General features: G+C 66.2%; 26 protein-coding genes. 17 read left to right on the top strand and 9 right to left on the bottom strand.

The window, feature by feature from the left end:
* Window positions 1-50: 50 nt before the first annotated feature.
* The 3 genes from NA11_RS03235 (at window position 51) to NA11_RS03230 (ending at window position 2047) form a co-directional block, all read left to right on the top strand.
* A complete protein-coding gene (locus NA11_RS03235) occupies window positions 51-794 on the top strand; it encodes a PRC and DUF2382 domain-containing protein (protein WP_069160159.1) in 744 nt (247 codons plus the stop codon).
* A 162-nt stretch (window positions 795-956) separates the two neighbouring features.
* A complete protein-coding gene (locus NA11_RS45455; RefSeq protein ID WP_167837545.1) occupies window positions 957-1130 on the top strand; it encodes a hypothetical protein in 174 nt (57 codons plus the stop codon).
* A 209-nt stretch (window positions 1131-1339) separates the two neighbouring features.
* Window positions 1340-2047 (top strand): PIG-L deacetylase family protein, encoded by a 708-nt coding sequence (locus NA11_RS03230; protein ID WP_069160228.1) that lies wholly within the window; start codon window positions 1340-1342, stop codon window positions 2045-2047.
* A gap of 129 nt (window positions 2048-2176) precedes the next feature.
* On the opposite strand, the gene NA11_RS03225 is transcribed toward NA11_RS03230, so the two are convergent.
* Window positions 2177-2752 carry an HD domain-containing protein gene (locus tag NA11_RS03225; protein WP_245745691.1) on the bottom strand — a complete coding sequence of 192 codons (576 nt, stop codon included), beginning with the start codon at window positions 2750-2752 and terminating at the stop codon, window positions 2177-2179.
* A gap of 123 nt (window positions 2753-2875) precedes the next feature.
* On the opposite strand from NA11_RS03225, the gene NA11_RS03220 reads away from it, so the two are divergent.
* The 3 genes from NA11_RS03220 (at window position 2876) to NA11_RS03210 (ending at window position 5576) form a co-directional block, all read left to right on the top strand.
* Complete coding sequence (locus NA11_RS03220; RefSeq protein ID WP_069160158.1) at window positions 2876-4039, top strand: glycosyltransferase; 1164 nt, start codon at window positions 2876-2878, stop codon at window positions 4037-4039.
* Window positions 4040-4146: 107 nt separating this feature from the next.
* The gene (locus NA11_RS03215) at window positions 4147-4338 is read left to right on the top strand and encodes a DUF3046 domain-containing protein (RefSeq protein ID WP_069160226.1); all 192 of its coding nucleotides are present in this window, start codon (window positions 4147-4149) and stop codon (window positions 4336-4338) included.
* Window positions 4335-5576 (top strand): aminoglycoside 3'-phosphotransferase, encoded by a 1242-nt coding sequence (locus tag NA11_RS03210; protein WP_245745690.1) that lies wholly within the window; start codon window positions 4335-4337, stop codon window positions 5574-5576. Before NA11_RS03215 ends, NA11_RS03210 begins: the two co-directional genes overlap by 4 nt.
* A gap of 53 nt (window positions 5577-5629) precedes the next feature.
* Here NA11_RS03210 and NA11_RS03205 read toward each other — a convergent pair whose 3' ends face one another.
* Window positions 5630-6148 carry a CGNR zinc finger domain-containing protein gene (locus NA11_RS03205; protein ID WP_069160156.1) on the bottom strand — a complete coding sequence of 173 codons (519 nt, stop codon included), beginning with the start codon at window positions 6146-6148 and terminating at the stop codon, window positions 5630-5632.
* A 153-nt stretch (window positions 6149-6301) separates the two neighbouring features.
* Here NA11_RS03205 and NA11_RS03200 point away from each other — a divergent pair, with 153 nt between their 5' ends.
* The 3 genes from NA11_RS03200 to NA11_RS03190 are packed head-to-tail and all read left to right on the top strand — an operon-like array spanning window position 6302 to window position 8169.
* The gene (locus NA11_RS03200) at window positions 6302-6763 is read left to right on the top strand and encodes a VOC family protein (RefSeq protein WP_069160155.1); all 462 of its coding nucleotides are present in this window, start codon (window positions 6302-6304) and stop codon (window positions 6761-6763) included.
* Window positions 6764-6819: 56 nt separating this feature from the next.
* Window positions 6820-7707, top strand: coding sequence for a pyridoxamine 5'-phosphate oxidase family protein (locus NA11_RS03195; RefSeq protein ID WP_069160154.1), 888 nt, complete (start codon window positions 6820-6822; stop codon window positions 7705-7707).
* Between the two features lie 12 nt (window positions 7708-7719).
* Window positions 7720-8169 carry a nuclear transport factor 2 family protein gene (locus tag NA11_RS03190; RefSeq protein WP_069160153.1) on the top strand — a complete coding sequence of 150 codons (450 nt, stop codon included), beginning with the start codon at window positions 7720-7722 and terminating at the stop codon, window positions 8167-8169.
* Window positions 8170-8252: 83 nt separating this feature from the next.
* On the opposite strand, the gene NA11_RS03185 is transcribed toward NA11_RS03190, so the two are convergent.
* Window positions 8253-9659 carry an MFS transporter gene (locus NA11_RS03185; protein WP_167837544.1) on the bottom strand — a complete coding sequence of 469 codons (1407 nt, stop codon included), beginning with the start codon at window positions 9657-9659 and terminating at the stop codon, window positions 8253-8255.
* 98 nt (window positions 9660-9757) lie between these two features.
* On the opposite strand from NA11_RS03185, the gene NA11_RS03180 reads away from it, so the two are divergent.
* The 5 genes from NA11_RS03180 (at window position 9758) to NA11_RS03160 (ending at window position 15840) form a co-directional block, all read left to right on the top strand.
* Entirely contained in the window at window positions 9758-10795 is a 1038-nt protein-coding gene (locus NA11_RS03180; protein WP_069160151.1) for an Lrp/AsnC family transcriptional regulator, read from the top strand.
* A gap of 168 nt (window positions 10796-10963) precedes the next feature.
* Entirely contained in the window at window positions 10964-12004 is a 1041-nt protein-coding gene (gene recA / locus NA11_RS03175) for a recombinase RecA (RefSeq protein WP_069160150.1), read from the top strand.
* A gap of 358 nt (window positions 12005-12362) precedes the next feature.
* Window positions 12363-12911 carry a recombination regulator RecX gene (gene recX, locus NA11_RS03170; protein WP_069160149.1) on the top strand — a complete coding sequence of 183 codons (549 nt, stop codon included), beginning with the start codon at window positions 12363-12365 and terminating at the stop codon, window positions 12909-12911.
* 296 nt (window positions 12912-13207) lie between these two features.
* Window positions 13208-14413, top strand: a complete 1206-nt coding sequence (locus NA11_RS03165; protein ID WP_069160148.1) for a DNA sulfur modification protein DndB — start codon at window positions 13208-13210, stop codon at window positions 14411-14413.
* Window positions 14414-15261: 848 nt separating this feature from the next.
* Complete coding sequence (locus NA11_RS03160; RefSeq protein WP_069160147.1) at window positions 15262-15840, top strand: VOC family protein; 579 nt, start codon at window positions 15262-15264, stop codon at window positions 15838-15840.
* A 23-nt stretch (window positions 15841-15863) separates the two neighbouring features.
* Here the strand turns inward: NA11_RS03160 and NA11_RS03155 are convergent, their stop codons facing one another.
* Window positions 15864-16325: an Lrp/AsnC family transcriptional regulator gene (locus NA11_RS03155; protein WP_069160146.1), complete on the bottom strand. Its 462-nt coding sequence runs from the start codon at window positions 16323-16325 to the stop codon at window positions 15864-15866.
* 127 nt (window positions 16326-16452) lie between these two features.
* Here NA11_RS03155 and NA11_RS03150 point away from each other — a divergent pair, with 127 nt between their 5' ends.
* The 3 genes from NA11_RS03150 (at window position 16453) to yczE (ending at window position 18676) form a co-directional block, all read left to right on the top strand.
* Complete coding sequence (locus tag NA11_RS03150; protein WP_069160145.1) at window positions 16453-17316, top strand: hypothetical protein; 864 nt, start codon at window positions 16453-16455, stop codon at window positions 17314-17316.
* A gap of 91 nt (window positions 17317-17407) precedes the next feature.
* Entirely contained in the window at window positions 17408-17833 is a 426-nt protein-coding gene (locus tag NA11_RS03145; RefSeq protein ID WP_141717363.1) for a DUF6299 family protein, read from the top strand.
* Window positions 17834-17944: 111 nt separating this feature from the next.
* The gene (yczE, locus tag NA11_RS03140) at window positions 17945-18676 is read left to right on the top strand and encodes a membrane protein YczE (protein ID WP_218023227.1); all 732 of its coding nucleotides are present in this window, start codon (window positions 17945-17947) and stop codon (window positions 18674-18676) included.
* 3 nt (window positions 18677-18679) lie between these two features.
* Here yczE and NA11_RS03135 read toward each other — a convergent pair whose 3' ends face one another.
* From NA11_RS03135 to NA11_RS03115, 5 genes are all read right to left on the bottom strand, one after another.
* Complete coding sequence (locus tag NA11_RS03135; RefSeq protein WP_069160143.1) at window positions 18680-20920, bottom strand: M20/M25/M40 family metallo-hydrolase; 2241 nt, start codon at window positions 20918-20920, stop codon at window positions 18680-18682.
* A gap of 149 nt (window positions 20921-21069) precedes the next feature.
* A complete protein-coding gene (locus NA11_RS03130; protein ID WP_069160142.1) occupies window positions 21070-21960 on the bottom strand; it encodes an amino acid ABC transporter permease in 891 nt (296 codons plus the stop codon).
* Window positions 21957-22637 carry an amino acid ABC transporter permease gene (locus NA11_RS03125; RefSeq protein ID WP_069160141.1) on the bottom strand — a complete coding sequence of 227 codons (681 nt, stop codon included), beginning with the start codon at window positions 22635-22637 and terminating at the stop codon, window positions 21957-21959. Before NA11_RS03125 ends, NA11_RS03130 begins: the two co-directional genes overlap by 4 nt.
* A 153-nt stretch (window positions 22638-22790) precedes the next feature.
* Window positions 22791-23627, bottom strand: coding sequence for a glutamate ABC transporter substrate-binding protein (locus NA11_RS03120; protein WP_069160140.1), 837 nt, complete (start codon window positions 23625-23627; stop codon window positions 22791-22793).
* Between the two features lie 57 nt (window positions 23628-23684).
* Entirely contained in the window at window positions 23685-24413 is a 729-nt protein-coding gene (locus tag NA11_RS03115) for an amino acid ABC transporter ATP-binding protein (protein ID WP_069160224.1), read from the bottom strand.
* Window positions 24414-24516 lie beyond the last annotated feature (103 nt).

Below are 24516 nucleotides of genomic sequence, written 5' to 3'. Positions count from 1 at the left end.
GCCGCGCCCGTGGCCTGCGCATCGCGCCGAACCGGAACGCGGAGGAAATCATGACCGGAATGCTGGAAGAACTCATCGGAAGCGCCGTCTACGACCCTGAGGGCGACAAGATCGGCAAGGTCAAACGGATCTACATCGACAACTCCTCGGGCTCACCCACCTGGGTCGCCGTCTCCACTGGACTGTTCAGCAGCGATTCGCTGGTGCCGTTGGCGGGCGCTCAGCTACGCCACGATCCGGGGGCGCTGCAGGTGCGAGTCGAGAAGGAGGAGGTGAAGACCGCGCCGCATCTCGATCGCGACGGCCTGATCAGCCCGCAAGCCGAGCGCGAACTGTTCGAGCACTATCACATCGACCCGAGCCGGGCCGCCTGGGATATGGGCGGTAAGCAGATGCGCGGCGGCACCAGGCCTGCCGATGCGGGGCTGGTGCGGTCCGAGGAGCGACTCGCGGTCGACAAGCAGACCGAGACGGCAGGAACTGCCCGTCTGCACAAGTACGTGGAGACCGAGGAGCAGACCGTCACGGTGCCGACGACGCATGAGGAAGTCCGGATCGAACGCGAGCCGATCACCGACCCGTCGGCCGTGCGCCGCGCCGACATCGGCGAACAGGAACGCGAGGTCACCCTGCACGAAGAGCGGGTGACGGCGCACAAGGAAACCGTGCCTGTCGAACGGGTCCGCCTCGCCGTCGACCAGGTCCAGGACTCGCAGACCGTGTCCGACACCGTGCGCAAGGAGCGGATCGAGACCGAGGGCGTCGACAACGACCGCAACCGCGGGCGTCGGTAACCAGTCTTTCGGCGGATCGATAGTGCCGGGTGTGGCTCAGGGTTCACCCTGATCTTCACCCGGATATCGGTGTTGACCTGGTGATTTCTCGTTGCGCAGCTGCCAGCATGGAACATGTCGGGTCGTCGAGGGGCGGTTCGCGAAGACATCGGAGGCTGGCAAATGTTGTGGAAGATTATCGGAATCGTCGCGGTCGTCTGGATCGCGCTGGCCATCATCGGTGCGTTGATCAAGGGACTGTTCCCGATCCTGGTGATCAGCGCCATCGTGTTCGGGCTGTACCTGCTGTACAAGGCGGTGTCGAGCTCGGACAACTCCCCGGTGAGCAAGCTGTAGGTTTCCGCACGCGAAGCGGCTTCAGCGCGCACGGGTAGCGCTGCGGAGCCGGATCGTGAGCGGGGGGTCGGGCGGTTTCCAGGTGTGGCCGGGATGCCACCGGGTTGGTGCGAGCGAAGTCGCACACCGTCCGGCGCGGGGCCGTGCGTGAGTCGTCGGGACAGCGCACGGCCCTTGTTCGTGTCTGGGACTCTGTTTGAATGACACTTTTGGAGCAGTTTCCGGAGGACTGGCAGCGCGGGATCGTGATTGTCGCCCACCCCGACGATATCGAGTACGGAGCGGCCGCGGCGGTGGCCCGCTGGACGGGGCAAGGCAAAGACATTCGCTACGTCCTGGTCACCAGTGGTGAGGCCGGGATCGCCGGACTGCCGCCCGCCGAATCCGGGCCGCTGCGTGAGGCAGAGGAGATCACGGGCGCCAAAGCCGTTGGCGTGCAGCAGGTGGAGTTCCTCGGACATCCGGATGGTCGGGTGGTGGAGTCGCTGGAGTTGCGCCGCGACCTTGCCGCCGCGATTCGCCGCCATCAGCCGGAACTGGTGGTGCTCTTCAACTTCGGCGACACCTGGGCGCCCGGCTTCGCCAACAGCGCCGATCATCGGGCGGTCGGCCGCGCCGCGCTCGACGCCATCTCGGATGCGGGGAACGAGTGGATCTTCCCCGAGCTCACCGATCAGCCGTGGTCACCCCGCTTCGGTGCGGTTGTCGGCCCGACGGCTACCCATGCCGTCGATGTCACCGGGGTGATCGATCAGGCCACCGCGTCGTTGGCCGCGCATCGCCGGTATCTGGAGGTGCTCAGCGACGAGCCGGTCGAGGATCAGGTGCGGGCCATCGTGGACCGGGCGACCGGGCCGATCGCCGGCTTTGCCGCTGAACGCGCGGTGGGGTTCGAGCTGTACTACTTCGGCGGTTGATCGCGTTCGAAACAGGCTGCGATGCAGGCGGTATCGCGGTGATTCCGCGTGGTCGCCGACCGATACGCCGCATGGAATCTGTTGTGTAGAGATGGATTCTGTTGTGGCGTAGACAGTCCGAGCCTGCGGTTACGGCGTAGACGCTGACGCCGTTTGTGCGGCAACGCGTTCGATGACCGGCCGCCACTCGTCCAGTGGGGCGACGGTTAGGCCAACCACCTTGCCTGCGTCGTCGGCGTGGCGCAGCGCGATGGCGGCGTCGAAGTCGGGGTCGGTGCGGAATTCGGCGATTTCCGCCGCGCTCATCGGCCCACCCTGCGCGATCAGAGTGCGCGCGCTGGAGGGGGACAGGGTGTGCGCCGAATCCGTCACTGCCAGATAGCGTTTGGCGACAACATGCAGTTCGACCAGCCGGGCGACTCGGGCGCCGAGCAGCCCGCGGATCGCGTCGGCGCCGTGTCTGCCGTGCCCCGCGTCGTCGCCGGGGAAGAGCTGGTGGCCTATGTCGTGCACCAGCCCGGCGACCTGGAGTTCTTCGTCGTGCGGGTACCGCTGCCGTAGTAGTTCGGCGCACTGCCGGTCGTGGTCGAGGATGTCGACCGGATCGCCGCTGCGGTCCGGCATGTCCCAGACGTCCTCGCCGTTCGCCAGCAGCACCATCAATTCATCCACGGTGGACACCCGCACGATCGCTCCCTCGCTCACTCGTATTGGTCTAGACCATATCGTTGCCTGCGTTCGAGGTCACGTGAAGTTCTGCTGTCCACCAGGTGAAGACGCGGGTCGAGGGGGCGGCCCAGCGGGAATCGGGTGTGGCAGGCTAGGCGGATGCGAGTTGCCGTAGTCGCGGGGCCCGATCCGGGGCATGCCTTTCCCGCCATCGCGTTGTGCTTGCGTTTCCTGGCCGCCGGAGACGAGCCGGTGCTGTTCACCGGCCCGCGCTGGTTCGATGCGGCCCGCGACGCCGGGATCGGCGTGCGCAGACTCAAGGGCCTGGCGCCGCGCCCTGCCGACGACGACGCCGACGCGGGCCAGCGCATCCACGAACGTGCCGCGCACATCTCCACCGAGATCCTGCCCGACCTCAGCGCCATGCTCCCCGAGCTGGTCGTCTCCGATGTGCTGACCGCGGGCGGCGGTCTGGCGGCCGAGCGGCTCGGCGTGCCGTGGCTCGAGCTGTCGCCGCATCCGCTGTACCTGCCGTCGAAAGCCTTGCCGCCCATCGGGAGTGGGCTGGCGCCAGGCGAGGGGCTGCGCGGGCGCATGCGTGACGGGGTATTGCGCACGATGACGGCCCGCGATATCAAGCACGGTCTGCGGCAGCGAGAACAGGCGCGCGAGAGCGTCGGCCTGCCCGCCACCGATCCGGGGCCTGCCGCGCGCTTGATCGCCACCCTGCCCGCTCTCGAAGTGCCGCGGCCGGACTGGCCCGACAACGCCCACGTCATCGGGCCGCTCTTCTGGGAACCGACCGACGCGACCCTGGCGTTGCCGCCCGGCGACGGGCCAGTGGTGATGGTCGCGCCCTCGACCGCGCACACCGGCGTGCACGGGATGGTCGAGATGGTGCTCGAAGCGCTCGACAACACCGGTGTGCGCGTGGCGATCTCGTCGCTCGACCCGCCACCCGCCGGCCTGCCATCCTGGGCCACTGCGGGTTTGGGGCGTCAGGACGAACTGCTGACCCACGCGTCGGTGGTCGTCGGTGGTGGCGGACACGGGCTGCTGGCGAAGTCGCTGTCCGCTGGCGTGCCGGTTGTCACGGTGCCCGGCGGTGGCGATCAATGGGAGCTGGCCAATCGCGCTGTCCGGCAGGGGAGTTCCCTGCTCGTCCGGCCCATGACCGCCGAGGCGGTGCGCGCCGCCGTCCTCGAGATCCTGTCCGAACCGCGGTTCACCGCCGCGGCCGAACAGGCAGCCGCGAGTGCCGCCGCGGTCGCCGATCCGCTCGAGTTGTGTCACGCCGTGCGCGATTCGGTCAGCGCGGGGTAAGTCGGACCGTCCGTCCGACCGGTCCTCCTCGCCAGCTGTCGCCCGGCGCAAATGTCCTGATAGCCGGGGTTCGCGGGGCGTCACGCGAAACGAGTATCTTGGGCACGGTGCGATTGACAGAGTTTCAGGAGCTGTTGCATACCGAGTTCGGGACGGCGCGCGGAGACGCCCTGCTGACCGATCACGTCATCCCGTCGCTGGGCCGAACAGGCTCCGCCGCCATCGAAGCGGGCGTTGATCCGCGTGACGTGTGGCGGGCGCTGTGCTCGGAGTTCGACGTGCCGCGGGGCCGGTGGTGAGCACGTCGGGGCGGGCCGTCGACGCGGACGGGCTATATCGCTTCGACGAGCGGCAGCGGATGATCCCGGTCGATCCCGAACGGCTGGCCGCGCGGCTGGCGGCGGCCGATCCGGTCGATTTCGCCGGGTACCGGCAGACCGGGATCGAGGCGATGCTGCTCGGGCACTACGACCAAGCACTCGACCTGCTCGATCGGGCGCTGGAGCTGGTGGACACCGAGGAGCGCCGAATCACGGTGTGGATCAACCTCGGTGATGTGTACCGCTATCACGGCGAGGGACACACCGCGGAGATCCTGTACCGGCGGGCGGTCGAGCACGCGCGGGTGGCCGCGCCGGATGTGCTGTCGTTCGCCGTGCAGCATCTGGGAAAGGCGCTGGCCGAACAGGATCGGCTGACCGAGGCGCACGACCTGCTGCGGGAAGCGCTCGATCTGCGCATCGCCGAGGGTGATCCCGAGCTGATCGAATCCACCAGGGTCGCTTTGGAGACGCTCCCGTCGTTGCCGATTCCGCTGCCGCAGCAGGTGTCCGCGCTGCTCGGGCCCGCACCGACCTGGTCGGCGGAGCACGAGGGCATGAGCGGTGGCGTCGCGCTCGTCAACGACATGTATTGGCTGAAGCAGGGCCCCAAGGCTGTTGCCGAAGAGCAGCGGCTGAACTGGTTGCGGGACCACGGGATTCGGGTGCCGGAGATCGTCGTGTTCGACGGTGATGTGCTGGTCCTCGCCGACGCGGGTGCGCCGAGCTTGGCCGCGCGAGCCGAGGCCGGGGCGGGCGCGGACTCGATCGGCGCGATCATGGGTGCCCTGTTGCGCAGGCTGCACAGCCTGCCGGTCGCGGAGTGCCCGTTCGATGGGCGACTCGACGGTGTGCTGGCTCAGGCGCGCAGGCAGGTGGTCGAGGATCTGGTTGATCCCGACGACTTCGATGACGACAACCAGGATTCCGGCCCAGACGAGGTGCTGGCGCGGCTGCTCGCCGAGCGCCCGGACGGCGAGGATCTGGTGGTGGCGCACGGTGATTTCACCCCGCCCAATGTGCTGGAGGGCGCGATCCTGCTCGACGTCGGCGCGCTCGGGGTGGCGGATCGGTACCGTGACCTGGCGCTGGCCGTGCGGGATCTGCGGGAGGACTTCGGTGCGGACGAAGTGGCGGCGTTTTTCGCCGCGTACGGCCTCGACGATCCGGATGAGCAGCGCTTGGAGTACTACCGTCTGCTCGACGAATTGTTCTGAGCTCGAAGTGTTCTGACGACTCGACGGGCGCAGCGCGCCGAATGTGCTGCGGATCAGACCTTTTTCGCGTAGTGGCGGGCCGCCTTGGTGCGGTTGCCACACGTCGCCATCGAATGCCAGCGGCGGGTGCCGTTTTTCGAGGTGTCGTAGAAGAAGAGCACGCAGTCGGGGTGGGCGCACTGCCGGATGCGATCCGGTGCTTCGGCCAGCAGATCGAGTAGGTTGGCCGCCGCCAACCAGGCCGGCAGCCAGGTGATATCGGGTACGTCGATGACCTGCGATGGCCCAGTGTCGGTGAGCGCGCGCCGGATTCGGCCTCGGTCGAGTACCTCGTTCAGTGCGGCGGGGGCGGCGTGTCGCACGACGTCGTAGATGGCCGAGCGGGCGGTCAGTACCGCGTTCAGTGTCGCCACGTCGGCGTTCGCGCGATCGGTCAGCCCGGCCGCGGACAGCCAGATGCCGAGGCCTGACACATCGGTGAGCAGGTCCTGCGGCTGTCCGTGCGCGTTCCACCGCGTGTCCAGCAGGTCCAGTGCCAGCGGTTCGCCGAGGTGGGGGCGTGGATCGTGCATGCCTGAGGGTATCGACCTCCTTCTGGTCACCTCGATCACCACGGTCATCTAACCGTCTATCAGTATTTTACAGGTTGACCGCGGCGATCCGCTGTCGTTATTCTCTAACCAGTTAAACCAATTAAGACGGTTTGACCTGTCGAGGAGGATCACATGACCGCAGTTGCCGCACCCCAGCTTGCCACCGGGCACATCGGGCTGAACGTCGCGGACCTGAACCGTTCGGTGGAGTTCTATCGCAGCGCACTCGGCTTCGAACCCCTCGGCGCGAGCGCCGACGGCGACAAGAAGTGGGCGTTCCTCGGCGTGGACGGCAAGCTGCTCGTGACGCTGTGGGAGCAGAGCGCGGGCACGTTCTCCACGGAAACGCCTGGTCTGCACCACCTTTCGTTCCAAGTCGACACCATCGAGCAGGTGCGGGCGATCGAGGCGGTGCTGCGCGCACAGTCGGTGCCCTTCGCCTACGACGGCGTCGTCGCGCACGGCGAAGGCGCGGCCTCGGGCGGCATCTTCTTCACCGACCCCGACGGCATCCGGCTGGAGATCTACGCGCCGACCGGCGCCGAGGGGGCCTCCGCGCCGAGCGGTGGCGCACCGACCTGTGGATTCTTCTGACCCGCTCGGCTGTTGACCATTCCGATGAGCATCTCTTCGTGACAAGGAGCCCGCCGATGGCACCCTTTCATTCCGGCGAACTCGCGGTCCAGCGACGGATGGGTCAGGCGGAGATCGCCGACCGGGTCGGCCGGGGCATCCGGGCCGACATTCCGGACGTCGCCGCGGCCTTCCTCGCCGAGCAGCCCATGATCGTGATCGCAGCCGCCGATGCCGCGGGCCGGTTGTGGGCCAGTGAGCTGGTCGGTCCCGCCGGCTTCGTGCACGCGGTCGACGCGGACACCATCGCGGTCGACGCCCGGCCCGCCGAGGGGGATCCGTTGCGGGAGGCGCTGACTCGTCCGGCCCGGGTCGGCATGATCGCCCTGCAACCACAGCGGCGCAGGCGAATGCGCGTCAACGGCAGTGCCACGGCGGTGGGTACCGGGCTGCGCATCAGCACCGACCAGGTCTATGCGAACTGCCCGAAGTACATCTCCCGCAGGCAGGTCGAGTCCTATCGGCCGGATGTGGTGCCGCCACCCCCGCGCCACGCGACCGAGCTCGACGCGGGTCAGCAGGCGGCGATCAGAGCGGCCGACGCGTTCTTCGTCGCGACCGCCGACGCCGACGGCAATGCCGACGCCTCCCACCGCGGCGGGAATCCCGGCTTCCTGCAGGTGCTTTCGCCGACCAGACTGCGCTGGCCCGACTACCGCGGCAACTCGATGTTCATGACCCTCGGCAACCTCACGGTGCATCCGCGCTGCGGAATCCTCGTCCCGGACTGGACGACCGGTGGCACCCTCCAGCTCACCGGCACCGCCGAACTGCGCTGGGAGCACGAGACGTTCGCCGTCGGCGCGCAATGTTCGATCGACTTCACCATCACCGAGATCATCGAGCGATCCGGTGCGGGCCCGCTGCACTGGGGTCCGCCCGAATTCTCTCCCGTCAACCCTTGAAAGGATCGTTTCATGCGACCCCCACTGCCGCCGTTCGACCTCGAATCGGCCGAGACCAAGGTGCTCGCCGCCGAAAATGCCTGGAATACCCGCGATCCCGAGCGGGTCGCCGCCACGTACACCGAGGACTCGGTCTGGCGTAACCGGGACGAGTTCTTCACCGGCCGCGCCGCCATCGTCGAATTCCTCACCCGCAAATGGTCTGTCGAGAACGGGTACGCGCTGCGCAAAGACCTCTGGGCGTTCGATGGCAATCGCATCGCCGTGCGCTTCCAGTACGAATGGCACGACGAGACAGGCCAATGGTGGCGCAGCTACGGCAACGAGCAGTGGGAGTTCGCGCCCGACGGGCTGATGTCGCGCCGCGAGGCCAGCATCAACGACGTCCGGATCGCCGAAGTCGATCGCCGCATCTTCGGCCCGCGCGAGGCGGGGGACACCTCGATTCAGCCGCAGCAGTAGGGATCTCCTGCGGTCGACATGACCATCGGCGCGACGCGCACCTGATCCGGTGCGCGTCGTGCCGATGGTCGTAGCGGAGCACGTCAAGCGGCGACGACTTGCTGCTCCTCCTTGGCGGATTCGGCCTGCGGACGTCGATGGAACAGGCCGAAGGCGATCGCGCCGAACACGATGCCGACTGCGGCGGCGACCGCGAAGGCCGCGTCCAGACCGGCGACGAAGTGCGCCAACGTCATCGGCTGACCCGCATCCGCCACCTCGTGAAACACCGTGCCGAGCACCGCGACACCCAGTGCGAGGCCGAGCTGTCGCGCGGTGTTCACCGCACCGGCCGCAGTGCCGCCCTGGTGCGGCGGCACCGCGGCCATGCCCACCGACACCAGCGCGGGCGCGTTGATGCCGATGCCCGCGCCGATCACCACCAAGCCGGGAACCAGTGCCACCCAGGACGATCCGGCATCGACGATGGTCAGCAGCCCGCTGCCGACGCCGACCACCACCAGGCCTGCACCGATCGTCCACTTCGGCGCCGCGTCGTGCGCGAGCCGTCCGAACGCGCCGGCCACCACGAACGCGGTCACCGCCATCGGCAGCAGCGCGAGACCTGCGTGCAGCGGCGACATCCGCAGCTGCTGCTGCAACCACAGCGACACCAGGGGAGTGCACGCGAACGCCGCGAAGGTCTGCCCGCTCGCCCCGAGCAGCGTCGCCCCGAAATTCCGATTGCGCAGCAGTGCCAGCGGGAACATCGGTGCGGCACTGCGTGATTCGACGGCGACGAAAACCACCACCGCGACTGCGCCGACTATCAGCGCGGCCACCGTGCGACCGTCGGTCCAGCCGTGCTCGCCGCCGCGAATGACACCGTAGGTGAGCGCGGTGGCGGCGGTGGCGAAGGAGAGCATGCCCCCGATGTCCACGGAACGGTTCGCGTGGCGGGTCGACGCCGGAAACACGAGGGCGGTCAACACGATTGCCAGCACCGCGATGGGCAGGTTGACGAAGAAGATCCACCGCCACGACAGTGCCTCGGTCAGTACGCCGCCGAGCACCACGCCGATGCCGGCCGCCGCACCGGACACCGCACCCCAGACACCGAAGGCGGTGCCGCGGTCGCGGCCGAGGTAGGTCGCGTGCAGCAGCGACAGCGTTGTCGCGAACATCGCCGCGCCGCCGACGCCCTGAAGCACCCGTGCCGCAATGAGATTCGTCGCGGTATCGGCGATGCCGCAACCGAGCGAGGCGAGGGCGAACAGGACGAGCCCGGCGAGATAGGTGTGTTTGGCGCCGATCCGGTCGGCGAGGGAACCGAGCACGAGCAGCAGCGCGGCCAACGCCAGTGCGTAGCCGTCCACCACCCATTGCAGGTCGGCCAGTCCGGCGTGGAGATCGGTGGCGATGTCGGGCAGCGCGACGTTCACGATGGTGACGTCGATGAGCAGCATGAGCGTGCCGAGGCACGCGGCGAACAGTGGGAGCCATTTCCTCACAGGAGCCTCCATGGCGGAATCGAACGATATCGACGCCAAGCGTGCGGTAATCGAACGTATCCACCTAGTCAGATGGCTCTCTGCGTTAGATTCCTCCTATGCAGTCCGACGAGTCCTCGGAATCCTCCGCACTGGATGTTCTCGACAAACAGATCCTGCACGCGCTGGTCTACGACGCCAGGATTCCGTTCGCGAAGCTCGGGAGCCTCCTCGACGTCTCCGAACAGACGATCGCGCGCCGCTACCGTTCGCTGCGCCAGCGCGGCATCATGCACGTGTCCGGGCAGGTGAACGCGGTGCCGCTCGGGCATGCGCGCTGGGTGCTGCGGATCAGGACCGCCCCGGACAAAGCGCTGCGCTTGGCCGAATCCCTGGCCAGATTCTCGGAATTGAGCTGGGTCAGCCTGCTGTCCACCGGCTCCGAGGTCACCTGTGTGAGCAGGCCGCGCTCCATCGAACAACGCGACGCCTTGCTGCTGCACACGCTGCCGAAGGCGAGTCAGGTGCTCGGAGTGGCCGCGCACGAGGTGATGCATCGGTTCGTGGCCGACGAGGAATGGCCGCGGTTCACTCACCTCTTCACCGAGCAGCAGCTGGGCGAGCTGGGGCAACGTTCGGGTGGTGCGTTCGGCGCGCCGCCGGACAGTGCCGGTCCGGATGCGCCGGTGGATCTGTCCGCCGAGGACGAGGCCATGCTCGTGCTGCTCGGGCGGGACGGGCGTGCGCCGTACGCGCAGATAGCCGCCGAAATCGGTTGGACCGCACCACGAGTCGCGCGGCGGATGGCCGAGCTCGAGCAGGCGGGGGTGCTGTACTTCGACCTCGACTTCGCGGTCGAGCGGATGGGGTACACGGTGCGTGGTGCGCTGTGGTTGCGGGTGCGCCCGTCCGATCTGGACGCGGTGGGCCGGGCGATGGTGACCCATCCCGAGATCGTTTTCGTGGCGGCGACCACCGGGTCGACCAATCTGTTCGCGTCGTTCCTCTGCCGCGACACGCCCCACCTCTACCGTTACATCACCGAGCGTTTGGGTGCGCTCGATGGCATCACCGACCTGGAGGCGACGCCGTCGCTGCGGGTGCTGAAACAAGCCCAGACGCTGCTGACCAGCGATCGTGTCGCACCGATTCGGTGATCGCGCCGCGTTTGCCGAGGACAGCGAAGTCCGTTCGCGTGTTGCTGGGCGCGTCGCTTGACTCGAACACCTGTTCGTCTACTCTTGGCGCCAGAACTTGTCGGTGCCGCCCTCTAATGTTGGCGCCAACCACGGAAGAGACTTACCCGTCGAAAAGGGGATCAGGACATGGCACCACAGGCGTACGACCGCGACAAGGCTCTCGAACTCGCGCTGTCCCAGGTCGAGAAGAGCTTCGGCAAGGGTGCGGTCATGCGCCTCGGCGAAGAGGTGCGTCAGCCTCTCGCAGTGATCCCGACCGGCTCCATCGCGCTGGACGTCGCGCTCGGCATCGGTGGCCTGCCGCGCGGCCGCATCGTCGAGGTCTACGGTCCGGAATCCTCGGGTAAGACCACCGTTGCGCTGCACGCGGTGGCCAATGCGCAGGCGCAGGGCGGCATTGCGGCGTTCATCGACGCGGAGCACGCGCTCGATCCGGAGTACGCCAAGAAGCTCGGTGTCGACACCGATGCCCTGCTCGTCTCGCAGCCGGACACCGGTGAGCAGGCGCTGGAGATCGCGGACATGCTCGTTCGCTCGGGCGCCATCGACATCATCGTCATCGACTCGGTGGCCGCGCTGGTGCCGCGCGCCGAGATCGAAGGTGAGATGGGTGACAGCCACGTCGGTCTGCAGGCCCGGTTGATGAGCCAGGCGCTGCGCAAGATGACCGGTGCGCTGAGCAACTCCAACACCACCGCGATCTTCATCAACCAGCTGCGCGAGAAGATCGGCGTGATGTTCGGTTCTCCCGAAACCACAACGGGTGGTAAGGCGTTGAAGTTCTACGCCTCGGTCCGTCTCGACGTGCGCCGCATCGAGACGCTGAAGGACGGCACCGACGCGGTCGGTAACCGTACCCGGGTCAAGGTCGTGAAGAACAAGGTCAGCCCGCCGTTCAAGCAGGCCGAGTTCGACATTCTCTACGGCCACGGCATCTCCAAGGAGGGCTCGCTCATCGACATGGGTGTCGAGCACGGCTTCGTGCGCAAGTCCGGCTCCTGGTACACCTACGAGGGCGATCAGCTCGGTCAGGGCAAGGAGAACGCCCGAAAGTTCCTGCTGGAGAACACCGATGTGCGGGACGAGATCGAGAAGAAGATCAAGGAGAAGCTCGGCATCGGCGCCGATGTGACCGCGCCTGCTGCCGAGGTCCCCGCCGATTTCTGATTCGACCAACAGCCGGCGCTCGCCCCAACCGCGCCGGACCGCGCCCGATGAGTCGCGGTCCGAATCGGTGCAGGAGATGCGGCGCCGGCTCCAAGAACTCCTGTCTGCCCACGGTGCCGCCACCGATCCTGTCGGATCTTGGCCCGGCGGACAGGAACCCGGACGAGTCCGGTCGGCCGAAGGTGGTTCGGCTGCACAGGACACCATGGGAACTCGGTCGAGCGCGCCCGATCCGCAGCGGGCGCGTTCGACTGGGTCCCGCGCGGGGTCGTCCCGGCGCGGACGTCGAAAGACGTTCCAGCCCACAGACTCCCATTCGGCTGACGCTGAACGTTCCGAAGGCCGATGGGCGGATCCGGTGGCGGCCGGATCCGAGCGGGATGCGCGCTCCTCGGAGTCCGCTCCGCAAGGCGGGACGGTCGAGCAGGCGAAAGAGGCGTGTCTTCGCCTGCTCGCCGTCCGCGCCCGCAGCCGAGCCGAACTCGCCCAACGCCTGGCCGCCAAGGGCTACACCGCTGACGTCACCGACCGCGCCCTGGACCGGCTCACCGAAGTCGGCCTCATCGACGACGCCGCCTTCGCCGAACAATGGGTCCACTCCCGCCACACCTTCTCCGGCAAAGGCAAACAGGCTCTGGCACAAGAACTCCGCCGCAAAGGGGTAGACCCGGCCGACGCCGCGCCCGCCCTGGAAGCCATCAGCTCCGACGACGAAGAGTCCCGCGCCCGCGAACTGGTCCGCCGCAAACTCCGCACCATCCCCTCAAGTCTCGACCGCGACAAAACAATCCGCCGTTTGGTCGGCATGCTCGCCCGCCGCGGATACAGTCAGTCCACTGCGTACACGGTGGTCAAAGATGAACTGTCCCAAGGTGATGTTGATCTGTCGGACCCCGAGCTGGATTGACCCGTGCTGGGCCCGGTCCCTGCGCGGCCGGGTTCGGTCAATGTGCGGCCAACTCCGCGAGCTCTGGTGGCGGTTGATGCCCCGCAGGTGCGAGGAGGAATCCTACTCGGCTTGAGAACCATTGGGGCCGGTCGGTCTTGTTTGCTCCTCCCGAATCAGCTTGATCTGTTTGTGCGGTGACGGGCGCCCATGCTTCGACGAACCGTTCGTCCGCGTAGTACGTGGAAAAGTGAACGTACTACGCGGATGTCGCGTAGCCTGAGATCTAGTTCATTCATTGTTAGGGAAGAGGTTTCATGTTCTTGTCAGAGATGGGTCTTACGCAGCACGACTCACTGACGGCAGCCCAGGCTGCAGCCAACGAAGCCGCCTCGGCATCGGGCGGCCGCGTCTTCACCTGTGTAGCGTTTCGGCAAGGGGGCCGTTTGATGCTCACAACGGCGTTCTCTTACGCGTTTCTTGTCAGGCACGTGGTTTCGGAGCCAGCGGAGAAGGGGGGCAATCCTCGAATGGCAACCAATCGGCCGGTGGACAGCGGTCACGTGCGAGTGATCACCAAGTATCTGACCGAGAACGGTGCCAACTACATCCTCCCGCCAGTTACTCTCAACGTCCGCTCAGTCCCCGCGATCCACATCCCCCGCGGAAACTTCGCTACGACAGTGGGATTCGTCGTGATCGGTGACGAAACACAGTTCTCCATTACGGACGGACAGCACCGCCTCATGGCGATCACCAAGCGGAGGGAGACATTGCCGGACAACTCGGACTTCATGGCAGACAGCATCTCCGTAGTGATCGTCGTTGAGCCGGATCTCGCACGGATTCATCAAGATTTCGCTGATGCTGCACAGACGAAACAGATTCCAGCCAGTCTGCTCGCGGCGTTCAACACCAGGGAGCCGCTGAATCGCGTGCTTACGAAGATCGTCGACGGTACACGACTCTTCCAAGGGCGGATCGACGAGACTTCCAAGAGCCTTTCGAAGAACGCCCCGTCCGTGTTCCTGCTGAACCAGGTGCGCGGGATGGTCAAAGAGCTTCTCTTCCACGACTACGCACTCAGTGAAAGCAGTATTCCCGCACGGAGCGCTCAGGTCATCGGTACCACCGAGGATCAAGATGCGTTCGTCGAACGTACTTTGGCGATGTTGAATCTGCTTGCTATGCATATGGCGCCGTGGAACACGGTCGTGGAGCTTCCGACATCTGGCGGTCCCGCCAACCAGGTAGTCGACTTCCGGCGCCACTACATCAACATGACTGCCACAGGTTTGGTCATCATTGGGCACGTTGCCTACGAGATAGAAAAGAACCCCGATGCCGACTGGCGTCGCGCTCGGTACTTGGACCTTGCCACAAAGATTGACTGGCGGCGCGAAGCCAGCATGTGGCAGGGAAACATCATCGCCGACGACAAGATAAGCACCACTCGCGGGCCTGGTCGGATCGCTGCGCGGCTGGTGATGCAGGAGTTGGGAATTACTACTTCTATCAGCTAGCGATCACATCGTCCTGGGAATCCTCCCCGGGGGATTCCCAGTCTTCTATCCTCGGTGAGCATCGAGGTGTAGACGGGTGGTCAAATCTGAAGTGGCCCAAGCTGATCTCGAGCTCTCGGACCCGAGCTGGACTGCCCCTGCGCTGGGCGAGTAGCTGCAGGGGGTGGTCGATGAGACGGCGTTGGTTCCTGCTCGGGGCGGCCTCGGGCGGGTAGCGCTCGAACAACGCACAGAACCCGAGATCGGGTCTCCCACCCATCCTCTGGATTGCCGACGTAGGAGAGGCATGCGCCAATCTCGTCGAGTAGTCGACGGTGAAGTGTTGGTCATGTGATCACTGGGAACTGGTGGCGGCATCGCCCGAGAAGCTCCCGCCACCAGTTCCCACTCGGCGCGAAACCAACCCCTGTGATCCCGCATACCGGGATCGCGAGTACCCCTGAGACCGGCAAACGCGGCTAGCTCTGCCCCAGCGCAGAAATCCGCACCGCTACTGTGGATCCGCACCCGTTCTGGGCGCCCAGAACTAGTGCGGATGCACGGAACGAGTGCGGATTATATGGATCCCCGAACTCGCCATTTTGTATGGTCTGGTGGCCCTTTGGTGCGAGGGGGCGTCGCGAATGTGGGCGTCGTCACACGGTTGGGTGTGCGGATTTTTCGATATTGCGCGGGTTGGTGGTTCTCTCTACAGTTGCGAATTCGCACAGGAGTAGTACGCGTTCTTATTGGTTCATCTCTGACAACAGCTAGAGACGGGTGCCGGTATGGATGACATTACGAGGCGGACGTTGTTCGGTGCGGGCGCGGTAGGGGCCGGACTCGGCCTTGCCGGTTTGTCGGGGTTGATGGCCCCGCGCGCCGAGGCGACCGATATTTCCGTCGGGCCGCTGCCGATGCCGTTCGGTGCTGATGCGATGGGACCGAATCGCCTGCTTGTTCCCGTTTTTCATCAGGTTGCCTGGATCGTCGACGATATCGAAGCCGCGGAACAGTACTTTCTGCACAAGGTGGGCACGACGCCGTTCGTGCGGATGCGGAACGTCCGTGCCGAGGACACCAACGGGACATATCTCGGCGAGCCGGGGCAGTGGTCGGCGGACCTCTACAACGGTTTTCATGGTGACCTCAACGTCGAACTTATTCGGCCGCTTTCGGGAGAGAGCATCTACTCGACGTGGTTACGGGATCGTGGCCCGTCGATCCAGCACGTGGCGTATCTCAGCAGCGATCTGGCCGGAGACCGCGCCACCATGGTGGCCAACGGTTTTCCCATGGTGCAAAGCTTCTGTCTGCCCAGCGCACAACTTCCACTGATGACGATCAACTATTTCGACACCACCAAGCTGCTCGGTCACATCACCGAGCTGATCGGTCTGGATCCCAACGGCGGCGCTGAGTTTCTGTACAAGGCCAAACAGCTGTGATGGTCGGCGACCAAGGTTACGGATTACCGAAGCGTTGAAATCCCCAGCAGCCGAGACGGATCCAGCTCGACCTCGCTGAGGATGACCCTGCTGCGGAGCTGGCGCGCGCCGTGCCCACGCTTGAGGACTTCCGCGACTTGCTCGAGCTCGCCAGGATCGGTGCACGCGATCCGGAGCTGGTAGTCGTACTCGCCGGTGGTGTGTGCGGCGGAGACCACCTGCGGCACGGCATGCAGGCTCTGTTCGAAGTCCCGGCCCGAGACATCGTCGCGCAGCCGCACGTCGGTGAGCGCGACCAGGGTGCGGCCGAGCACCCGAAGATCGAGCTCGGCATGGTAGCCGCGCAACAACCCGCTGTGCTTGAGGCGTCGGATCCGCTCCGCAACCGCGTTGGCGCTCAACCGAACTGCGCGAGCGAGCTCCTGGTAGGTCATTCGACCGTCGCGTACGAGGGCTCCCAGCAGGTCTCGATCGATGTCGTCCATAGCGAGTCACTCTATCTGCGATATTCTCGATAGATCAACTAGAATACTGCGGATTGACCAAGCGATCAGGGCAATCTGCCATAAACTCCGTGACAATCTCGGCGGTTTTGCTGAGAAAGTCGAGGTCGTGGTTGTTCTTCTACTGAAACTTCTGCTCAGTCCACTCTTGATCGTCGCGGTGACGCTTGCCGTGCGCCGGGTCGATCCCCTCGTCGGGGCGTTGCTGGTCGCGCTGCCGTTGACGGCGGGCCCGGCGCTGGTAGCCGTGCGATTCGCCTACGGGTCGGAGTTCGCCGCCGAGGTCGCGCGCGGTGCCTTCGCCGGGCTGCTCGCCTACGTCGGATTCACCGTCGCCTATGCCGTGACGGCGCGAAACTGGTCGTGGACGGTCTCGCTCGCGGTGGCCCTGGGGTGCTACGCCGGTCTGGCGACCGTGCTGCAGTGGTGGGCTCCGTCACCGCTGTTCGCCGCGTTCGCGGTGCTGGTCGGGATCGGCGTGCTGCTGTACTGCTGGCCCGAGCGACAGCCTGCCGCCGGTGCGGCACCGGTCGACCCGAAATCTTGGGAGTTGCCGGTGCGCTGCGCGACCGCGGTCGGCGTCACCGCCGTGACCACTACGGCCGCCGGCGAAATCGGCAGCTACGGAACCGCTTTGATCGGACAGCTACCCCTCTTCGGCGTCCTCATGACGGTCTGCACCCATCGGCGTACCGGCGGCGCGGACGCGGTGCGCTCCCTGCGTCGCGCGATCATCAGCGCACTGTCCTGCGCGGCGTTCTACGCCTGCCTCGCTTCGACTTTGCTGGACTGGGGACCGGGTGCAGCTTTCGCGAGCGCGACGCTCACCGCACTCGCCGTCACCGCGTTGAGCTACGTGACGCGCATCCGTCTCGACAGTGTCCAGCTCAAGTGCCGAGCGATCCTGGCCCCAGCCCGCCGGCTTCCGCGGGTAGGGCTCGAGTGGGCCGGCCGCGCCGACTCTCGATGGTGACGGTAGGTCCCGGGTGTGGGACCCATCCAGGCTTATGTTCGGTAGCGAATGTTCGTTCGTCAGCTGTTCCCCTGCCGAAGAAGGAACACGAATGCCTAGTAGGCCAGGCTTTTCCGCGGTGGTTGCTGCCCTGGCGACGGTGGCGGCGGTAGCTACCGCTCCGGCGGCAGCCGCGGCCGGAGCGACGATCACGGTCGACAAGACCGGCACTACATCCGGAGACGGCACGGCGACCGTCACCGGCACTGCCTCGTGCAGCGGCGGCGGTAACGGCGCAGTACAAGTTCGCGTGAATGTGCAGGGCACCTCCTACCGCGGGAATTCCGACAAGTACATTCCGTGCGATGGCAAAACCGTCGAGTGGGAAGCTCGGGTGTACCTCGACCCCCACGGCGAGGAGGACCAGCATCACAAGGTCCAGCCTGGCGAAACCGGAACAGTGCAGGCTTCGATATCCCAGGATCTCAAGGACTTCGCCCTCGCCTCGAATGTGACGGTCGAGTTCGAGAAGGCATGACGCGCCTCCTCTGAAACGCGGCCAGGCGCACGGTAACTCACAACGTCGGCAAAACCAGCAGCCCGCGTCTGGCTATGGAATCACCGACCGGACGTCGTCGAGGATGGGCTGATGCCATCGCCTACCTCGCCGAGCAAGGACCCGGGCACGGAAACCCATCGCGGTGACGGGTTCGTCATCCGTCGCATGAACGCGGCCGAGCAACTGCGTGCTGGTCGGAAGCTGCGCAGGTTCCCCCAGTTGCTCGTCGGCCTGGTCGGTTACGGTGCGTCGGTGATGGTGCTCGTCACCTCCGGGCTGGGCGCGGCAAGTTGGAGCGTTCTCACCGATGGCCTGGCCAAGACGGTCGGCATTTCTTTCGGTACAGCGACGAATCTCATTGCGGTGATCGTGCTTGTCGCGTGGATCCCGATGCGGGAGCTGCCCGGTGTGGGAACGCTGCTCAATGTTGTCCTCGTCGGGGTCGCTGCCGATGCGACGGCGTTGATCCTTCCGACGCCGACCGGCCTCGGCACCCAAGCGATCTTCTTGGTCACCGGCATTGTCGGGCTCGCGTTCTTCGACTCGGTCTATCTCGGTGCGCAATTCGGCGCCGGTCCCCGCGACGGACTCATGACCGGCTTGGTCCGGCTCACCAGGCAACCGGTCGCGGTGGTGCGCACCTGCATCGAAGTCACCGTCGCCACCATCGGCTGGGCGCTCGGCGGCATCGCAGGCGTCGGGACCGTGGTCATCGCGGTGACGATGGGCCCGCTGGTCGGCTACTTCCTTCCGAAGGTCGCCGTCGAAATCCCCTACGGCAAGGGCGAATACGAAGTCGCTCGGAAAGCGCCGTCAGACTGATTCTCAGAGCCCGGGGATCGTGCGGAAGACGGCGGCGGTGCTGTCTTGGCGGAGGAAAACGTCGGGAGGCGGGGAGAGGGCGAGTCCGGCGTCGGAGAGCCAGGTGTAGTCGACGAGGTGTAGGGGGAGCGGACCTGCGGGGGACGTGACCTGTACGTCGATGCCTTCGGGCGGAGGTGCGTTGAACAGCACGCCCTTCGCGGGGACGGGAGTCAGATCGCGGCCTGCGACGGTGAGCGAGCTGGGTGCGCTGTCGTAGCGGAGGGCGATGCCGGTGGCGTCGCGGGTGCTGCGGAGGCGGAGGTGGACGGTGCGCTGGTTCGATTCGGTGGTGTCGGAGAGGATTTCAGCGGTGGGCGGCGAGAGTGGCTGGGTGGCGGCCGGTCCGCTGGAGACGGCGTTCGACCACAGCTGAGCGAATGGTGTTGTCGGGGTGGTCTTGTCGACGAGGGTGTGGGTCCAGCGATTGGGCGCGTCGCGGGAAAGCCATTGTGCGGCATTGTTATCGGCATCGAGGGCATAGACGAGCTGAGAGCCGAGCGGATGGGTGTCGTCGCTGCGGTCGACGGCCAGACCGACCGCGGCGAGTGCGATCGCGAGTACGAACGCGGTGACGGGGATGGTCCAAGCGCGGTGAGTGGGCCAGGTTCGGGTGAGCGTCAGAGCGAGGAGCCCGCCGAACAGCAGTACCGCAGGAGCCACCAGGAACGGGGCAGTGGTGATTCCGGTCTGGAGCAGCGGCCAGGTCGCGGTGCCGAGGAATACTGCTGCGGGCGTGAGGAATACGGTGAGCACCGGCAGCCGCCATCGGTCGGGCAGGACGAACGTCGCCGCCACGCCCAGCGCGGCCGCGCACGCGGGCACGATCAAAAGGTGTGCGGTCGTGGGGAGTAAAGCCGTGCACACCGCGCCGATCACCGTCGAGGTGCCGAGCAGGCCTGCCGCCGCGGCGGCGGTGTCGAAAAGGCGTCGCGCCAGCAGGTACCAGGCGGCGAGCACGCCGGTGGACAGCACGAGGATCGCGAGGTAGTAGAACTCCGGCCGGTAGGGGTCGACGACGAGGGGCGCGTAGTCCGGGCGGATCAGTTTGATCACCTCCCACAGCCCGTAGGCCGCGCCCGCCGCGATCGGTGCGGCGACGAGAACGGTTGCGGCAGCGCCGAATACACGCGCCAGGCTGGTGTCGCCTGCCCGGATGAGGTGCCGGATGATCCCGGCCACCGCGAGGACCGTGGCGACCGCGAGGGCGATGATCACCCACACCGGCAGCACCACAAGGATTCCGAACGGCAGCTGGAAGTACGTGCGATCGACTGCGTCGTCGGCGGTGAGGTCTTGCCCGCCGAACGCCGCGACCAGACCGAGGCTGTTGTCGCCCAGCTCCTGCACGGTCGGCAGGTCGACGTGCGCCGGGTCGTCGAGTCGGTTGTGGTAGTAGGCGCTGCGGCCGACGTAGGCCCAGTCCAGCACCCGCAATCCGCTCGGGTCGAACGCGGAGTAGTCGGTGCTGCTCGCCGTGCGGGCGCTGGCCACCATGGTGGCGACCGAGTCGGTGTTCGGGCGGGGCGCCGCGTCGGCGACGGTGCGGATGAGCGCGCCGTCGGGCCTGCTGGTCCGCCACAGCAACAGCGGTCCGCCTGCACCACGCGCCTCGTGGTTGATGACGACGCCGGTGTCTCTGCCGTCCTTGCCCGCGGTGACGAACGCTTCCGCGCCGAGCAATCCGGCTTCCTCGCCGTCGGTCAGCAGGACGACCACGTCGTTGCGCAGCGGGTGCGCGCTCGCGCGCAGCGCCCGCACGGTTTCCAGCACCGCCGCGACGCCGACGCCGTCGTCGTTGGCGCCGGGCCCGGAGGGGACGGAGTCGTAGTGCGCGGTCAGGAATACCGTGCCGGTCGATTGCGTACCCGGCAGCCGGGCAATGATATTGGCGACCCGCCCCATCGACAGCACGTCGCGTTCGATCGCGGCAGGAGCCCGCCCGACTCCGGTCTGCACTTCGGTGTCGAGACCCAGCGTCCGCAGTTGCTTGACGAGGTAGTCACGGACGCGGTCGTGTTCAGCGGTGCCGACCGGATGCGGCCGTTGCGCGATGTCCGCAACGGTCCGCATCGCGCGTCCGGCACTGAACTCCGCCGCGGGCGCGGATTCCGTGCGATACCCGTGCGGCTGCCGATCCCACGCGGTCACGACCACCACGGTCAGCAGCACCAGAAAGGCAAGCAACCCGGAAATCTTCCGCACGGTGCGATGGTAGTCGGCCGCTATCGGTCAACCGCCATCTCGCACAGATCCGCGGCACACGGGCATCCGAGCGCAGAAACGCCGACGCGCTGGAGCGGAGTACCGCATCCAGCGCGCCGGCGCTTCAATCATGTTGTCCCGGAGGGGAACTACTTCTTGGTGAGGTCCATCCCCGGCGCCGCGTCGGTGAGGATCGAGTCGGCCGCGACGACCGCGCCCCGACCCTTCTTCCTGGCCCGCAACCTGGCCTCCAGCTTGGTCGCCACGAAGGTCAGTGCACTGTTCAGCGTGATCATCACGAGCGCGATGACGAACAGCGCGGGGATCGTGTTCTGCTCCGCCGCACCGAGCTGCTGACCGGATCGGACGATCTCGGTGTAGGTGATCTGGTAGCCGAGCGCCGAATCCTTCAGCGCGACAACCATTTGCGAGACCAGCGCGGGCAGCATCGCGGTGATCGCCTGTGGCAGCAGGATCAACCGCATCAGCTGGTTCTTGCGCATGCCGAGCGCGACGGCCGCCTCGCTCTGTCCCTTCGGCAGCGAGCGAATGCCCGCACGCACGATTTCGGCGATCACCGATCCGTTGTAGACGGTCAGCGCGATCACGACCGCGGCGAGCGCCAGATCATCGGACGGGAAGATCTGGTTCTTGGAGAACAGCGCGAACAGGAAGATCATCAGGATCAGCACGGGAATCGCGCGCGACACTTCGACGATCGTGCCTGCGACCCAGCGCACCACCCGATGATCCGACAGCCGCAGGATGCCGAAGACCATGCCGAGCACGAGCGCGAACACGATCGACATCAGCGCCGCGACCACGGTGCCCTTCAGGCCGGGCAGCAGATAGGTCTGCCACACCTCGGCGTCGAGGAACGGCTTCCACTTGGCCGCGGTGAATTGTCCCGTGCTGTCGAAGCCGCGGTACAGCACCCACAGAAATGCCGCGACGGCGACGACGACCACGACCGTGTAGATGTGGTGCCGGATGCGTCCGCGGGGTCCTGGTGCGTCGAACAGCACCGATGCTGAACTCATCGGACGACCTCGAATCGCTTGGCGAGCCAACCGAAGAGCAGGCCGGTCGGCAGGGTCAGGATGACGAATCCGAGGGCGAAGATGGCGCCGACGGCGATCACATTGGCCTCGTTCTCGTTGACGTTGGCCATCAGGAACGCGGCCTCGACAACGCCGATGGCCGAGGCGATCGTGGTGTTCTTGGTGAGCGCGATCAGCACGCTGCCCAGCGGCGCGATGGTCGAGCGAAAGGCCTGCGGCAGCACGATGAGTCGCAGGTTCTGCGCGAAGGTCAGGCCGAGCGATCGGCCCGCCTCGGACTGGCCCATCGCGACGGTGTTGATGCCGGACCGCAGCGATTCACAGACGAAGGCGCCGGTGTAGATGCTGAGGCCGACGACGGCGTAGCGAAAGTTGTTCTGGGCCACCGAATCCGGGCCCTCGCCTGCCAGCTTCCAGCCCATCGTGGTGTACAGGCCGAGTGACATGAAGACGATGATCAGCGTGAGTGGAGTGTTGCGGAAAATGGTGACGTAGGCGGTGCCGACCGCGCGGGCGATCGGCACGGGGGACACGCGCAGCGCGGCGACGAAAGTGCCCAGGATCAGCGCTCCGACCGCCGAGAGCACGGTCAGTTGGATGGTCACCCAGAAGGCGTCGAGGATTTGATCGTCATACCTCGAGATCAGGTCGAACACGGCGTACGCGTCCCTCCCATCGGGTCTCGATGTTCATGTGGCATGTGCGGGCGTCCTGCGTGGTTACGCAAGCACCGCCCATGCCGTTGTCAGGGGAAAGTGCGGCGGGTGGCCCGACCCGGTGGGGTCGAGCCACCCGTGCGTGGGTGGATCTCAGTACCGGTTGACCTTCGGCGGCTCCGGCGCCTGGTAGCCGGACGCACCGACGGTCGCGTCGAACGCCTTCTTCCACGAGCCGTCCGAGATCATTTCCTCGATCGCGGTGTTCACCTTGTCGCGGAGCTCCTTGTCGCCCTTCTTCAGGCCGACGCCGTAGTTCTCCGTGGTGAACGGCTTGCCGACGACCTTGAACGCGCCGGTGCTCTGCGAGGCGTAGCCGGCCAGGATGATGTCATCGGTGGTCACCGCATCCCAGGAGCCCGCGCGCAGGCCCTCGAGGCACACCGAGTAGGTGTCGTTGGCCTGCAGCTGGGTGTCCTTGAAGTTCTTCTCGATGTTCTGGGCCGGGGTGGAGCCCTTGACCGAGCAGACCTTCTTGCCCTTGATGCTGTCCGGGCCGGTGATGTCGGTGTTGTCGGCGCGCACCAGGAACGACTGACCCGCAATGTAGTACGGGCCCGCGAAGTCGACCTTCTGCTTGCGGCTGTCGGTGATCGAGTAGGTGGCCGCGATGAAGTCGACCTGGCCGTTCTCGATCAGCGTCTCGCGCTGGCCGGACGGCGATTCCTTCCAGGTGATGCCCTCGGGCTTCACGCCGAGCTTGCCCGCCACATACTTGGCGACCTCGACGTCGAAGCCCGTGTAGGAACCGTCCTTGGTCCGCAGGCCGAGGCCGGGCTGGTCGTACTTGATGCCGATGGTGAGCTTGCCGTCCTTGGCGTGATCCAGGGCGGACTTGGAGTCACCGCCGCCACAGGCGGTGGCGAGGGCAGCGGTCAGGGTCAGAGCGACGGCTCCGACACCGAGCCGAAGGGCACGGTTGATCCTCATCGAGTTTCCTTCTCTTTCTCGTCGGTTGTTGGTGTGTGGTGAGCCGGACCCAATGGCTCAGTGGCTCAATATCTTGCCGAGGAAGTCCTTCGCACGGTCGGACTTCGGCGCGGTGAAGAACGCTTCCGGTTCGGCGTCCTCGACCACCTGTCCGTCGGCCATGAACAAGACCCGGTTGCCCGCACGCCGGGCGAAGCCCATCTCGTGCGTGACGACCAGCATGGTCATCCCGTCCTTGGCCAGCGACACCATCACGTCGAGCACTTCCTGGACCATCTCCGGGTCCAGCGCCGAGGTCGGTTCGTCGAACAGCATCACCTTCGGGTTCATGGCGAGCGCGCGGGCGATCGCGACGCGCTGCTGCTGACCGCCGGAGAGCTGGGCGGGGTACTTGTCGGCCTGGTTGGCGATGCCGACGCGGGTCAGCAGTTCCATGGCGTGCGTGCGCGCCGCGTCTTTCTTGATCTTGCGCACCTTCATCGGCGCGAGCATGACGTTCTCCACGATCGTCTTGTGCGCGAAGAGGTTGAACGACTGGAACACCATGCCGACGTCGGCGCGCAACGCGGCCAGGCTGCGGCCCTCCGCGGGCAGCGGCACGCCGTCGATGGCGATGTCACCAGAGTCGATGGGTTCGAGGCGGTTGATGGTGCGGCACAGTGTCGACTTTCCCGACCCCGAGGGGCCGAGAACAATGACGACCTGTCCTTTGGGGACTTCGAGGTCGATATCGCGCAGGACGTGCAGGTCACCAAAGTGTTTTTGCACATTGCGCATCGAGATCATCGGCGCGCTGGTGGCGGCGCTGGCGTCCCCGGTTGAAGCGTCCCCCGTTGTATCGGGCGCGGCGGCGTCGTCGGTCATGGTCAAAGACCTTAAGCGGAAAACG

Origin of the sequence: Nocardia altamirensis NBRC 108246, assembly GCF_001612685.1 — a bacterium.
In the GTDB taxonomy this organism is placed as follows: domain Bacteria; phylum Actinomycetota; class Actinomycetes; order Mycobacteriales; family Mycobacteriaceae; genus Nocardia; species Nocardia altamirensis.
Note: the sequence above shows the minus strand (reverse complement) of the source record. Positions and strands in the feature narration are given on the sequence as shown.